At 63.3% G+C, this 11,959-nt stretch carries 10 protein-coding genes; 3 read left to right on the forward strand and 7 right to left on the reverse strand.

Features of this window, described 5'->3' with window-relative positions; all coding sequences use genetic code 11:
- Positions 1–102: 102 nt before the first annotated feature.
- From EA473_RS03630 to EA473_RS03645, 4 genes are all read right to left on the reverse strand, one after another.
- Positions 103–1,623: a flippase gene (locus EA473_RS03630; RefSeq protein WP_124194308.1), complete on the reverse strand. Its 1,521-nt coding sequence runs from the start codon at positions 1,621–1,623 to the stop codon at positions 103–105.
- Positions 1,623–3,296: an alkaline phosphatase family protein gene (locus tag EA473_RS03635; RefSeq protein ID WP_124194309.1), complete on the reverse strand. Its 1,674-nt coding sequence runs from the start codon at positions 3,294–3,296 to the stop codon at positions 1,623–1,625. Before EA473_RS03635 ends, EA473_RS03630 begins: the two co-directional genes overlap by 1 nt.
- A gap of 213 nt (positions 3,297–3,509) precedes the next feature.
- Complete coding sequence (locus EA473_RS03640) at positions 3,510–4,442, reverse strand: hypothetical protein (protein ID WP_124194310.1); 933 nt, start codon at positions 4,440–4,442, stop codon at positions 3,510–3,512.
- A 143-nt stretch (positions 4,443–4,585) separates the two neighbouring features.
- Positions 4,586–5,962 carry a sulfatase gene (locus EA473_RS03645; RefSeq protein ID WP_124194311.1) on the reverse strand — a complete coding sequence of 459 codons (1,377 nt, stop codon included), beginning with the start codon at positions 5,960–5,962 and terminating at the stop codon, positions 4,586–4,588.
- A 277-nt stretch (positions 5,963–6,239) separates the two neighbouring features.
- Here EA473_RS03645 and nth point away from each other — a divergent pair, with 277 nt between their 5' ends.
- On the forward strand, positions 6,240–6,923 hold the full coding sequence (gene nth, locus EA473_RS03650) for an endonuclease III (RefSeq protein ID WP_124194312.1): 684 nt from the start codon (positions 6,240–6,242) through the stop codon (positions 6,921–6,923).
- A gap of 167 nt (positions 6,924–7,090) precedes the next feature.
- Positions 7,091–7,357, forward strand: coding sequence for a hypothetical protein (locus EA473_RS03655; RefSeq protein WP_124194313.1), 267 nt, complete (start codon positions 7,091–7,093; stop codon positions 7,355–7,357).
- A 103-nt stretch (positions 7,358–7,460) separates the two neighbouring features.
- Here the strand turns inward: EA473_RS03655 and EA473_RS03660 are convergent, their stop codons facing one another.
- Complete coding sequence (locus tag EA473_RS03660; protein ID WP_124194314.1) at positions 7,461–8,228, reverse strand: NAD(+)/NADH kinase; 768 nt, start codon at positions 8,226–8,228, stop codon at positions 7,461–7,463.
- Between the two features lie 130 nt (positions 8,229–8,358).
- Between EA473_RS03660 and EA473_RS03665 the strand changes: the two genes are divergently transcribed.
- The gene (locus EA473_RS03665; RefSeq protein WP_124194315.1) at positions 8,359–10,587 is read left to right on the forward strand and encodes an AAA family ATPase; all 2,229 of its coding nucleotides are present in this window, start codon (positions 8,359–8,361) and stop codon (positions 10,585–10,587) included.
- Positions 10,588–10,626: 39 nt separating this feature from the next.
- Here the strand turns inward: EA473_RS03665 and EA473_RS03670 are convergent, their stop codons facing one another.
- Positions 10,627–11,460 carry a protein sorting system archaetidylserine decarboxylase gene (locus EA473_RS03670; RefSeq protein ID WP_124194316.1) on the reverse strand — a complete coding sequence of 278 codons (834 nt, stop codon included), beginning with the start codon at positions 11,458–11,460 and terminating at the stop codon, positions 10,627–10,629.
- 57 nt (positions 11,461–11,517) lie between these two features.
- Positions 11,518–11,904, reverse strand: a complete 387-nt coding sequence (locus tag EA473_RS03675) for a response regulator (protein ID WP_124194317.1) — start codon at positions 11,902–11,904, stop codon at positions 11,518–11,520.
- Between the last annotated feature and the right edge of the window lie 55 nt (positions 11,905–11,959).

Raw genomic sequence — 11,959 nt, forward strand, 5'->3', positions numbered from 1 at the left:
GAGCCGTCTCCGATGGCGACGGCCGCGAAATCGCGACCGACGCCTCACCGACTGCTGTCCGACAGTAGTGACGGAGGTGTGCGTGAGCACGGGAGCGTTCGCTCACGCTGGCTCCGGAAGATACCGCCGCACGAACGGGATCGTGACGTCGAGTCGTTGCTCGAGCAGCGAGATCGGGATCCGATCTGCCGGCTGGAGACACCCCGTAACTGAGACGATCACTACCGAAGCGAGGCCGATGCCGACGAGAAAGACCGGAAACGTCAGGACCGTCAGCGTAAGCATCCCCTTCAGGACGAACGCGATCGGGAACAGGATCGCCGGGAGGACGACGAACGTCCGTGCGGACCACCTGGAAAACGGGCTGATGCCGTATTTCAGCCGCAAGATGGCGTACACCACCAGATTGAGTGTCACGAACGAGAGCATCGACGTCACGGCAGCACCCATATATCCGTACCGCGGAATGAGGATCAGGTTCAGGACGATGTTGACGAGAAAGGCGAGGCCGTTTGCGGCCATGATCGCGGCTGTAAAGCCGAGTGCGGAGAGCGTCTCGCGATTACGTCCGAACATCGCGCTCGTGAAAAACCCGATCGCGAGGATCGACAACGCGAGGCCTGCCTCGCGGTATCCCTCGCCGAAGACGATGTCCAGAACGTCCCCCGGAAAGACGACGAACGTGAGAAAAAGCGGGAACGTGATGATGAATACCCACTTCGTCGTCAACTCGTAGATCGATTCGACTTCGGAGCGCTCGTCGTCCGCGTCGAGACGCGACGCCAGCGGGAGGTACATGAACCCGAACGAGGAGAGGACGAGCAGCATGCCGCTTGCGAGCGGGAACGCGGCGCTGTAGAGTCCCACTTCGTGAGAGGGGCGGAAGTACCCGAGCATCAGCGTGTCCGTCCGGGTAAGCATGTTCGAAAGGACGGTTGCGAACACGAGCGGCGCGGAGAACACGAGCAGTTCACGGACGTGAAGTTGAACCTCGCCGACGAGCGACACGAGTCGGTTCAGGAGGACACAGGCGAGTACACACGAGAGAATTGCACCGACGAGGTACGCCATCGCTGCGGCGTGTATCCCGAATCCTGCCAGCAGAAAGCCGGCGAGAAAGAGCAATCGCGCGGTAGGATAGAGGAGGTCTCTCGTGTACGTTCGATACAGCGTGTTCTCCCGACCGCGGATCCCCGCGACGGCGAGTTCGAGTCCGACGGTAAAGGGGATACACAGTACGAACAGGAGAACGAGCAGTTCGGAGTCGGGCCGGTCGAACAGAAGATCCGAGAGGTATCCGGTCCCGAACAGCAAAATCGCCGTCAGAACGACCGTCGCGACGCCCGCGATGAGGACGCCCGTCACCCATGCCCCGCGTTCGTTCGTCTCGTCGTCGTATCGCGACATAAAGCGCGGAACGCCGTCTCTGACCCCGACCAGGCCGAGCGTCGTCACGAACGTGAGCAACGCCAGCCCGATGCTGACCTCGCCGTAGGCGTCGGTCGTCAACAGGCGGGCGACGACGATTCGCTCGATCAGCTGTGAGGCCGAGTAAAACACCTGCCCGGCCCCGATGAGCAACGCACTCGAGAGCAGTTTCGAGACGTCGCGTTCGTTGACCATTAGAGGTAGCCGAGGTTCTCGAGTCGATCGACTACGTCACCGTTCTCGGTCGTTTCGCCACCGTTTTTCCCCGGATCGGGTACGCCCACATCGTCCTCGGGGCCGCCGTGGCCGAGCGAGCCGTACTCGGAAACGTCCGGGTCCTCGACCAGGAGGCCAGGCGGAATGGTTCCCTGCATCCGTATCGGAACGGGTTGTTCGAGCAGGGCCATCGTGATCGGTGCGACATCGGTGAGCGTAAGCGGTCCGATCGCATCGGCCTCGCAGTCGTCGAATCCCGGTCCAGCACCGATGAACACACCGGTACGTTTGTGATTGTGTTTGTCGATCGGGACGAACGTCGACCCGAGCAGGCTGGTCGCAACGAGGTTGTTCATCTCCGACGGTACGAACAACACGTCGCAGGCGTCCTCGGCGTACGGTCCGTCGTAGACCGCCTCTCGTGGCTCGACCCACTCGAACGCCGGTGTCCCGTCGGGTGCCCGAAGGTCCTCGAGCGTCCGGACGATCTCGGAGCGAACGCTTTCGTACTCGTCAGGTGCCACGACGCCGTGTGCGTCCCGTCCCTCGAGGTTAATCCTGACCCCGAGTTCCGGACCGCTGCGACAGTAGGCGCGCGAGCGTTTCCAGTCGACGTTCTCGCCGAGTGTCGCCTGCGTTCCCTTCGGCAGGAGTCGTTCGACGACGCCGTCCGCACCGACGCGCTGGACCATCCGGTAGGCGTCGCCGGCGGACAGCCCGACGGCCCGGAGGGCGGATTCTGCCATCGAAACCAGCCGAATCGACGCACTGTCGTCGTTTTCGCCGGTGGATTTCCCGTCGTCGCCGAGGTCTCCCTTACTCTCGCCGAGCGTCGGCGTTCTGCCGTCGGAACACGTCTCGACGAGTCCGCGTCGGCGAAGGACCTCGTTGACGTAGACGTTGTAGCCGTCCGTTCGGCCGATGCCGTGATCCGAACAGACGATCACGTTCGTCTCGTCCGGGACGGTCTCGAGGACCGTTCCGACGAACTCGTCTGCCGCCTCGTACGCGCGTCTGAACGCGGACTCCTCGTCGAACGTGTGGAAGACGGTGTCGGTCTTCTGGACCTGCAAGAACGCGAATCGCCAGTCAGTGAGCTCGAGGAGGGCGCGGGCGGCCCGGCGACGGTGATCGATCAGCGAGACCAGTTCGTCGACCGAGGGCTCCCCGTCCGCTTCGTTTTCCCCGTATATTCGGTAGGGTTCGCCGAGCTCCTCGGAGAGGTCTTCCCTGATACCGGGTGGCGATCCATCGGCGTCTTCCGGCGCGAGATACCCCGGAATCATCGACCCTCGAATCGAGTCGGAAGGGTGTGTGACCGGCACGTTCAGGACCGCAGATGGAACGTCACGAGCGGTGAGGTAATCCCAGATCGCAGGAGATCGAACGTTTTCCCGCGAAATAACCTCCGCCTCGTCGGGATATGCGTCTCCAAAGTCGAAAAAAGAAAAGACACCGTGGTGATCCGGGCCGACGCCGGTGTAGACGGAGGGCCAGGCGCTTCCCGTCCAGGGAGGAAACGTCGAATCCAGTTCGCTCTCGACTCCCTTCTCGCGGATCGACTGAATGTGTGGCAGGTCGAACCGATCGAGGTAGTCGAACGATAGTGCATCGAGTCCGATAATAACAGTTCGTGGGGGTTCCGTGCTCATTGAACAGTCACCTGAAACCGACAGTCCTACCGGATCCTCCCCGATGAAGGGCATTGTTATCCCCCACTTACCCGAACCCCCCGTCGGGAACGGAGTCCGTTCGACCGGGCGAGACCTCGTTCGCCCGTCAGTCCGGACGACCTGCTGTCAACCCGTGTCGGATGGACCGCGAACCCGGTGTGTCACACCGGTAATTCGACACAGAAACCGGTTTCAGTCGGCGTACCCGAGCTGTCGAAGCCGATCCTCGACGACGTCGTCTGCGATCCGCTCGGCGCTCGAGTCGACCGATCCGCTCACCACGTCCCGTCGCGGCCCGTTCTCCGAGACGAGCCAGGGAACCGTAACCAGTTCGTCCGTGTAGATACCCGGCGGATGCCCCCACTCGCTGAGCGGAATCGGGAATCGCCGCTCGCCGATCATGTTTCCATGGTCCGACGTGACGACCGTTCGCCCCTCCAGTTCGGAGAGTAACGATCGGATCACTGGAAGCACGAGATCCAGATTCTCCCTGTACGCTTCCCACACCTCTTCGGGCGAGGCCTCGAGGTCGCCGGTCCGGAGCGCGTTCCAGACGTCCGGCGCGTTCTCGTCGTCGCCAAACGCCGTCGTGTTCAGATCGTCAGCCCCGACGAAGGGGTAGTGTGGCTGGAGAAAGTGACCGACGATCCGCTTTCGTGGATAGCGTTCGGCTGCCCGACGCACGTAGTCGGCCATCGTCTCGGGCATCACCGTGCCGTGAGTTTCGTCCCAGCCCGCTTCGTACCAGACGTTGATCACGTCGTGAAACTCGACGTCGATTTCTTCACGCCAGCGATACAGTTGCGGGCTCGCGGTGACGTAGACCGTATCCCTCGCCACCTTCCCGTCGAAGTTCGCGCGGAGGAACTCCGTCGTGTGAGATGCCCGTGACTGTCGGCGCTCGAGACGACCGGGTAGCCCGTGTTGCTTTTCGAACATGTCGTACCGACAGGCGTCGAGGATGAACAGCGTGTCCCAGTCTTCCGCGAGGAGGTCCACCCCATCCGGATTGCACTCCCGACGGTACAGTCGCCGATGGTAGAGACGGTTGAGCTCTTGACCGAAAAACGAGGGATCCGAGAGACCACGCTGAATACCGCGTCGGATCTGAGAGGGCGAGTACATCGATCGATCGTTCGCTACCGCCGGCCATTGTTAATTCTCGGGTATGTGGGACAACCTTCGTCTGCAGATGAAAATAAGGCGTTCGGACCGGTCTATCGGTCAACCTACCGATCGAAGTCCCATGTCTATCAATGATAGAATGTTTACATGTACCCGAGGTCTTTCAACTGGGCTTCGACGCTCGCATCGATCTCGTGGCCGGCCTGTGTCGATCCGTCGTCGTCAGTTTCGTCCCGGTCGGAACCGAATCCGCGAACCCGCTCGGACAACCGTTGTGCACACGCCTCGAGCCTATCTGGATCGGGTCTCGACACGCTGACGTCGTCGGCCCGATCGTAGAGGTGTTCCTCATCCTCGTCGTTTCGAACGTATTTGAACTCCTGGTCCGCGGCGACCCGCCAGCGGGTGATCTCGTCCGGGGTCGTCCGGCCGGCGTGGGGGACGAAGTCCTCCGCGATTGCGACATCGCGCGTGTACCGTCCCGACGGTGGATTGCCATCGCGAACGACGTCGAAAAGCGAGACGAGTTCGAACGGATCCTCTATCGTCTCACCGGTGGACTGTCCCGGCCGTTTGATCCACAGCGGCACGTTGAGGTTGATGTCGCGGAGATAATGCGGCGGGTTTTCGTCTCGTGGATAATCCCCGAGCGTCTTGCCGTGATCGGCACAGACGATGACGAGCGTGTCGTCGAACAGTCCTTCGGTCTGGAGCAACCCGAGCAACTGCTCGACTTTCGAGTCCTGGTATCGAACGCTCGCGTCGTAGTACTCCATCACCCGACGCCGCGTCTCCGCGTCGAGATCCGTCTTCCCCATCACGTACGCCAGCAGTTTCGTGTTCAGAATCCGGGGCTCGAGCGGACCGGGAACCTCGAGACCCAATTCCTCGAACGCCCGTTTCGGCGGGAAATACGGACTGTGGGCTTCCATCAGGTTGATGAACGTAAACGTCGGCTCCGGATTTTCGGCCTGGCGCGTGAGCCACCGGTTCGCCCGGTCGACGAGGCTATCGGTGAAAAAGCGCCGCTTCAACAGAAACACCGGCTGACGCGCTGCTTTCCCGAGAATCGAGTGATACTTTGAGTAGCGCTCGTCGCGCCGGGTATGGATTCCGTCGTCCATCTCACTCGAGATCTCGAGGTCCCACTCGACGAACTCGTCGAAGCCACGGTCCAGGCCCGATAGCTGGCCGACCCACGGGTTGTTCGAGAACCCGGCGGTTCGATACCCTTCCGCAGACAGCTCCTCGGCGAGCGTCGATTGCGAGGGCTCGAGCCGGCTCATGCCGTCCGAGAAGCCGTTAGTCACCCCATGTTCGGACGGAAACGACCCCGTGAACATCGACGCGTGGGAGGGAAGGGTCCACGGTGCCGGCGTAAACGCGTTCTCGTAGGTCGTCGCGTACGTCGCGAGCGTCGAGAGTGCTGGCGTCGTCTCGCGGTCGTGTTCGTACGTCGAGACGCGATCTTTGCGGAGTGAATCGAGCATCAGAAACAGCACGTCCGGACTGTTCGACATACCTGTATCTTCGCCATTACTGACTTTGTTACCGCCCGACTACTACGGTCGAGAGCCGCGCGGGGACGTGTCGTAGTCACTGCACGGCAGAACACACCTGCTCGCCAGGCGGATCGGTGATGGGTGTGCAAAGTCGGTGCAGGCGTTACAGCGGTCGTTAGAGTGGGAATCGCGCCGACCGCTACGCGAAACGTGTCGGTATCGAGGGGAAACGCAGCCGCCGTCTCACTGACCGCTATCCGACAGTATCAAACGGGGTGGCTCCGACGACACTCCTATGGGAACGCCACGGGATACGGCGTCGACGCAGGCAGCGGTCGTCATCGAACGCCTCGAGGAGGAGTACCCCGATTCGACGATCTCGCTGCGGTACTCGAACCGCCTCGAGTTGTTGATTGCGGTGATTCTCTCGGCGCAGTGTACGGACGAGCGGGTGAACACGGAGACAGAACACCTCTTCGAGAAGTACGACGGGCCGGAAGACTACGCGAACGCGCCCCAGGAGGAACTCGCGGAGGATCTAAACTCGATCACCTACTACAACAACAAGGCGTCGTACATCCGCAGCGCCTGCGAGGCGATCGTCGAGGAACACGACGGCGAGGTGCCGGATACGATGTCGGAGCTGACCGATCTCTCGGGCGTCGGTCGGAAGACGGCGAACGTGGTTCTCCAGCACGGCCACGACGTCGTCGAGGGGATCGTCGTCGACACACACGTACAGCGTCTTTCGCGTCGCCTGGGGCTAACCGAGGAGGAGCGACCCGAAGCGATCGAGCAGGAGTTGATGGAGATCGTTCCGGAGGGGTACTGGCAGCAGTTTACCCACCTCTGTATCGATCACGGACGTGCTACCTGTAGCGCTCGAAACCCGGATTGTGACGGCTGTGTGCTCGCAGACGTTTGCCCGTCGGAGAAAGGTGACAGCCGGATCGACCTCGCCTCGGGCGAGCCCTGGTAACTGGCGAGCAGCATCACACTGCCGAACAGAACTATTCGAAGTCGCGACCGACGTCTCATTGACTGCTGTCCGACAGTATCAGCAGCGAACTGAGCTTCTGAAGCGGGCCGACCGTCGCAAGCCCAACGCCTTTTCCGCGACTTCCGATACCTCCCACCGGGATCAGCATGACCGACAACAGCGACGACGCCGGCGACCGAACCGAGACGGGAAAAGACGAACACGGGCGCGACGTCGAACTCGCACGCGAGAAAACCGATCCCGACGAGGAAGAAGACGAGGAGCTAACCGAGGAGGAAAAAGAAGCACGAGAGCGCCAGGACGAGGAACAACGCAGACAGGACATCGAACACAAATCGACCGAGCGGGAAAACGACGCCCTCGAGAACGCGAATCCGGACCACCACCGGGACGAAGAACCGTACAACAGCTAGTACCGTTCCAAACGTCGACTGACGAGCGAAATCGATACCATCCGCATGATTTCGCTCGTGAGTTCTGGCTTGGAACGCCACTACTACTGTCGGCCAGAACTAATCAGTCCTCTCCGGGGACGGCAAACGTCGAGAGCGAGCCGTTCGGGGTGATCGAGACGTGATCGCCGGCCGGAACCCGTTCGACGATCCGATCGTCCACGCACACCACGACGGGATCCGCGTCCCGTTCGACCGACAACACCAGGTCGTCGGCCGGAAGCACCCACCGGTGGATCTGCGTTTTGAACGGCGCGATCGGCACCACTGCGACGCCATCGAGAGACGGGGAGAGCAACGGACCGTCCACGGTGCTTGCGTACCCGTGGCTGCCGGCGGGCGTCGCCGCGACGACGCCGTCAGCCCGAAACTGGGCGATCGATTCGTCGCGACTCGAGACGCCGTACTCGGAGATTTGTGCAGGTTCGGCGGTCACGAGGCTGACGTCGAACAGGGCGCGTTCGTCGTTCCCGCCCGGCGTCTCGACGCCGAGGACCGGATGCGTTCTGACGATTGCCTCGCCTTCGAGGATCATCTCGAGGGCGCGTGTGACGTCCTCCGAGTCCACCGACGGAATCCCGGGGACGTCGCCGACGGGAAGGACGGGAGCGCCGGGATCGGCTCTCGTCACGGCGGAGAGATTCGATTCGCCGTCCGCGACGACCACCGAGGGGGTGGCCGCGAGGACCGTAGAGAGCGTGCCGGAGACGACGCTCGCGTCGCGACCTGCGAGTGCGGGCTCGAGATCGGCGGGCTCGAGATCGACATCGTCGCACTCGGTTGCGATCCCGATCGAAGGGGCGGTTCCCGGGGTCCACGCGCCACGGCTCATGTGGCTACTCGTTCCAAGGGGTCGGACAAAAGGGTGCGGGTTCGGCGCGCGTCTCCGTCCCGTCTCACCACGCGAGATCGATGGCGTGCCAGGAGTAATTCTCAAGTCGACAGGACGGAAAGAACCGTGTATGAGTGGGTCGGATTCAGCCGGCGTTTTGTTGTCAGTGCGCGCCGCGGAGAAACGAGACGCCGGGCGTGGCGTCGCCCGGATTCCGGAGTCGGCACGGCGACAACTCGGCGTCTTGAGCGGCGACACCGTCGTCATCGAGGGCGAGTCGACGACGGTCGCGAAGCTCTGGCCGGCCGATTCGGCCGTCCCCGAAAACGTCGTCCAGATCGATGGGGATACCCGCGCCAACGCGGGGGTCCACATCGGCGATACGGTCACCGTTCGGACGAAAGACAAATCGGCGATACGGGAAGCCGAGCGGGTGACGCTGACCGCCCCGCCGGCGCTCTCGGATCGCCAACAGGCGATCACCACGCGCGAGGCGACCAAGAAACTGCGTAATCGACCGGTTCGGGTCGGCGAACAGATTCGGATCGAGGGCGTCGACCAGGAGCCGTTTCGCGTCGTCGATACGGATCCCGACGGCGACGTCAGAATCACGAGCACGACGACGATTCGCGTCGTCGATCCGAGCGGAGCACCCCTCGACGACGCCGGTACCGAGGCGGGGTCCGGTGTCGGAGGTGACGAGTCCGACGCCACCGGCTCCGCCGTCGAATCCTCGGGCACGACCGACGCCGGCGACCTGGACCCCGAGTCGGTTCCCGGCGTCACCTACGAGGACATCGGCGGACTCGACGAAGAACTCGAGCTCGTCCGGGAGATGATCGAGTTGCCGCTCTCGGAGCCAGAACTGTTCCAGCGCCTGGGTGTCGAGCCGCCGTCGGGTGTCTTGCTGTACGGGCCGCCGGGGACCGGCAAGACGTTGATCGCCCGCGCGGTCGCAAACGAGGTCGACGCCCGCTTCGAGACGATCTCCGGGCCGGAGATCATGTCGAAGTACAAAGGCGAGTCAGAAGAGCAACTTCGGCGAACGTTCGAAACCGCGCGCGAAAACGCACCGACGATCGTCTTCTTCGACGAGATCGACTCGATCGCGGGCACGAGAGACGGCGAGGGTGACGCCGAGAATCGAATCGTCGGGCAGCTGCTGACGCTTATGGACGGGCTCGACGGCCGCGGCGAGGTGATCGTCATCGGCGCGACCAATCGCGTCGACTCGATCGATCCCGCCCTCCGTCGGGGCGGTCGGTTCGACCGTGAGATCCAGATCGGCGTCCCCGACGCGACCGGTCGCAAAGAGATACTCGAGGTCCACACCCGCGGCATGCCACTGGCCGACGAAGTGAGCGTGGACGCGATCGCCCGACGTACCCACGGCTTCGTCGGCGCGGACCTCGACGCCGTCGCGAGCGAAGCGGCGATGGCGGCCATTCGGGACAGGCCGACCGACGGCGACGAGCGCGCCGAGTGGAACAGAGAGCCGGTCGTCACGAAACGCCACTTCGACGAGGCGCTCGCGTCCGTCGAACCCTCCGCGATGCGCGAGTACGTCGCCGAATCGCCGAGTACGGACTTTACGGACGTCGGCGGACTCGAGGACGCCAAACAGGTGCTGCGCGAGTCCGTCGAGTGGCCGCTTACGTACGACAAACTGTTCGAAGAGACGAACACCGCGCCGCCGTCGGGTGTCTTGCTGTACGGCCCGCCGGGGACCGGCAAGACGCTGCTCGCTCGAGCGCTGGCGGGCGAAACCGACGTCAACTTCGTCCGCGTCGACGGCCCCGAAATCGTCGATCGGTACGTCGGCGAGAGCGAGAAGGCGATCCGCGAGGTGTTCGAACGCGCACGCCAGGCCGCGCCGTCGATCGTCTTCTTCGACGAGATCGACGCCATCACGGCCGCACGCGGCGAGGGCCACGAAGTCACCGAACGCGTCGTCTCGCAGCTCCTGACGGAACTGGACGGAATGCGCGAAAACCCGAACCTCGTCGTTCTCGCCGCGACGAATCGGAAAGAGCACATCGATCCCGCACTGCTCCGGCCGGGCCGACTCGACACCCACGTTCTCGTCCCCGAACCCGAATGCGAGGCCCGGGAGAAGATCCTCGAGGTCCACACCCGGGGGAAACCGATCGCCGGCGACGTCGACCTCGCCGCGCTCGCCGCCGACCTCGAGGGGTACACCGGAGCGGATCTCGAGGCGCTGGTCAGAGACGCCTCGATGAAAGCGATCCGCGAAGTCGCGACGGCGTACGACCCCGACGAGGCGAACGCGAAAGCCGGCGAAGTGGTCGTGAAACGCCGTCACCTCGAGGCGGCGCGTGAAAACGTCGATGCACCGTGAGGACGACGGCGTGGCGATTTCAGTTCCGGTTCGTCACGGTCACGGTTCGTGGTTCGCATCCGGTTCGTCGTCCCCGGCCGAACCGTCGAAATCGCTCTGGTCCCGATCGAATCCAACCGTTTCCACCTCGAGTCCCGGTGTATCGCCTTCGAGGACGACCGTCTCTCCGGCCGTCGTCGAATCGCCGGGCTCGACGGCCACGTCCTCGAGGTCGACCGACGGGGGAAAGAGCAGGTCGACGCGGCTACCGAAGGCGATGTGACCGATCCGTTCGCCGCGCTCGAGTTCGTCGCCCGACTCGACGTAAGGGTGGATGCGACGGGCGAACGCCCCCGCGATGAGGGTGACTTCGGCCTCGCTGTCGGGAACGTCCGCTCGTGAGTGGTGACCGGTAGACACATCGGTTTTTTCCGGATCGGCGGACCCGTCGTCGGGTTCTGCCGGATCGGCGTCCGCTGTGTGTCCCGGCTCGGTCGGGGCGGGGAGATTCGGCGAGTCGGTCTCGAGGCGGACGTGAACGCGTTCGTTGCGATCGGAATCTTTCGAAAACGCGGGGCGGTGTGCCCCGGAGACGTGTTCGACGTCGACGACGCTCGCTGCGACGGGGGCGCGGACGACGTGGACGTGCCAGACGTTCATGAACACGCCGAGTCGGACCCGGTCGCCTTCCTCCCGCAGGACCGATACGGTCCCGTCCGCGGGCGAGACGACGCCGGTCGGTGGCGGTGATCGTTCCGGGTCCCGAAAGAAGGCGAGGACTCCCACGGCGAGAGCGAGCGCGACGATGCTGGCCGTGACGCTGATGATGACCGCGAACGGCGCGGCGAGCAGGGGAACGATCGCGTACTTCCAGGCCCCCGGCGCGAGGTTCATACTGAACGGAGGTGCGCGAATCGTATGGCCGTTACGGACCGGGGCCGGGACGGGGGATCAGTCGCAGGCGGCGATGGCCAGACGGATCCGGTTTGCGAAGACGTTCATGTCACCGGTCGCCCGGCTACTCTTGCTGACGAACGCGGTCACGCCCGCCTCGATCGCCTCCTCGGCGAGCGGCTCGAGCGGATTGCCGGTAAAGAGAACGAACGGCATCGTCCCCTCACCGTCGTCGATCGACGCTGCGAGTTCGATCCCCGTCTCGTCCGGCAGTTCGTACGTCGACACCACGCAGTCGAACGCCGACTCCTCGAGGGCGGTCCGGGTTTCGGCGGCCGAGGTCGCCGTTTCGATTTCGAACTCGTGTTCCGACTGTAACGTCTCGCTTACGTGTTGCGTGATGAAATCGCTGTCTTCGACGAGGAGAACGGTGTGCGACGACATACGTATCAGGTGATGACACAGGTTCGTCTAATAATTCTTCTTGCAGTTCGTGTCA

Source organism: Natrarchaeobius chitinivorans, from assembly GCF_003841505.1.
In the GTDB taxonomy this organism is placed as follows: domain Archaea; phylum Halobacteriota; class Halobacteria; order Halobacteriales; family Natrialbaceae; genus Natrarchaeobius; species Natrarchaeobius chitinivorans.

What these genes read in the sequence shown, in the direction of transcription:
- EA473_RS03665 (WP_124194315.1), top strand. Translation starts at nt 8,359, where the DNA reads ATGAGTGGGTCGGATTCAGCCGGCGTTTTGTTGTCAGTGCGCGCCGCG.
- EA473_RS03640 (WP_124194310.1), bottom strand. Translation starts at nt 4,442, where the DNA reads ATGTACTCGCCCTCTCAGATCCGACGCGGTATTCAGCGTGGTCTCTCG.
- EA473_RS03660 (WP_124194314.1), bottom strand. Translation starts at nt 8,228, where the DNA reads ATGAGCCGTGGCGCGTGGACCCCGGGAACCGCCCCTTCGATCGGGATC.
- EA473_RS03675 (WP_124194317.1), bottom strand. Translation starts at nt 11,904, where the DNA reads ATGTCGTCGCACACCGTTCTCCTCGTCGAAGACAGCGATTTCATCACG.
- nth (WP_124194312.1), top strand. Translation starts at nt 6,240, where the DNA reads ATGGGAACGCCACGGGATACGGCGTCGACGCAGGCAGCGGTCGTCATC.
- EA473_RS03645 (WP_124194311.1), bottom strand. Translation starts at nt 5,962, where the DNA reads ATGTCGAACAGTCCGGACGTGCTGTTTCTGATGCTCGATTCACTCCGC.
- EA473_RS03670 (WP_124194316.1), bottom strand. Translation starts at nt 11,460, where the DNA reads ATGAACCTCGCGCCGGGGGCCTGGAAGTACGCGATCGTTCCCCTGCTC.
- EA473_RS03655 (WP_124194313.1), top strand. Translation starts at nt 7,091, where the DNA reads ATGACCGACAACAGCGACGACGCCGGCGACCGAACCGAGACGGGAAAA.
- EA473_RS03630 (WP_124194308.1), bottom strand. Translation starts at nt 1,623, where the DNA reads ATGGTCAACGAACGCGACGTCTCGAAACTGCTCTCGAGTGCGTTGCTC.
- EA473_RS03635 (WP_124194309.1), bottom strand. Translation starts at nt 3,296, where the DNA reads ATGAGCACGGAACCCCCACGAACTGTTATTATCGGACTCGATGCACTA.